A 1,233-nucleotide genomic window follows, 5' to 3' on the forward strand; every position below is an offset into this window, starting at 1 on the left:
GCAGGGTACCGGCTCACGGATGATGCACAAGTGCTGTGGGATGCCTTCGTGGCAATCCACAACAAGACCGGCCTTGGCGGCATGCTGGAGATCCCCATGGAGTCCTTCACCCGTGCGGTGGAGATTGTGCTGAAGGAAAGCGAGATACATGATGCCGCCGGCTACCGACCATCCAGTGAGATGTGGGCACAAGCGGTTCGCAGTTGCGGTTATGTGCAGGCACGCGTGGCAACAGGCCGCATCATGAGTGCAGCGCCGCACGTGGTGTAAGGGCGCAGTCAGATGGCGACTCTGCCGATCATGCTGTTTGACGAACACCAGTTGGCACCGTCCTTCGGTTATTTGTTCGATCCGAAATGGGTGAGCCCGCACGAATCCATTGTTTCCATGCTGTGGAAATTTGGGCGGGCGAATGCGTTGCCAGGCCATNCCAGGCCATGTGCTGATTACCCAGATTGCCAGGGACACTATTGATCCGTATGAAGGGATCAGCGCCTGTCCATCCGAGGTGAACCTGCGCAAGATCCAGCGCACACTCGGAGTACCGTCGCGCATGGTCCGTGCCTCGCTGATTCCAGAACCGCTGCAAAGGATAGGCAGTCCCTGGTTCCGGTATTGCAGATCGTGCCTGGCGGGCGGCTACCACAGCATTGTCCATCAGTTGCGAAGGGTAGGGCGCTGCCCGGTTCATGGCGGTGTGCTGGAGACGGCCTGTCATCATTGTGGCGGTAGGGCGCCATACCGGCTCAACACGTATTTACTGGATGCGCCGTACCGGTGCGGCAACTGCGGCGCATGCTACATCTCGCTGCTGCCTTCGCAGTCGCTGTGGCGGCCACTAGACCAGAAGGCGCGCACGGCGATGACGCGCACGCGGCTGAACTGCTGACCCTCCAGGAGGGGACATAGACTCTGGTACGCGCCCGCTTCCGGGGTAGAAATCGGGCAAATTAGCGAGGTCGTGCGGTGACACATTTACCTTCCTTGGCCGCGCGGTGACACATTTACCTGCCGAAATGCGCAAGTCATTGAAAACATTGAAAGAGTTGCCGCGCTGTATCGGCTTGCCCGCGAAGTGACAGAATTACCCTCGCAATGGTTACACTTTTACCTTCCAATACGGCTAGGGACATGGCCTGGCTTAGTCTTATGACTGCCAGGCTCATTCGGCGCATTGCGTATATCTTGCGCTGATAAATGTCCCGTTGTGCCATTTTTCCCTGAGTCGGTTTT

2 protein-coding genes are annotated in these 1,233 nt (G+C 58.0%); one reads left to right on the forward strand and one right to left on the reverse strand.

The features are described from left to right. Positions 1-270: hypothetical protein (locus tag JK635_RS28605; protein ID WP_235888136.1), on the forward strand; the 270-nt coding region annotated here is incomplete at its 5' end. 755 nt (positions 271-1,025) lie between these two features. On the opposite strand, the gene JK635_RS28610 is transcribed toward JK635_RS28605, so the two are convergent. After that, the coding region (locus JK635_RS28610) for a hypothetical protein (RefSeq protein ID WP_235888137.1) at positions 1,026-1,233 on the reverse strand (208 nt) is incomplete at its 5' end.

Origin of the sequence: Neobacillus paridis (assembly GCF_016765675.1) — a bacterium.
GTDB lineage: Bacteria > Bacillota > Bacilli > Bacillales > Cytobacillaceae > Neobacillus > Neobacillus paridis.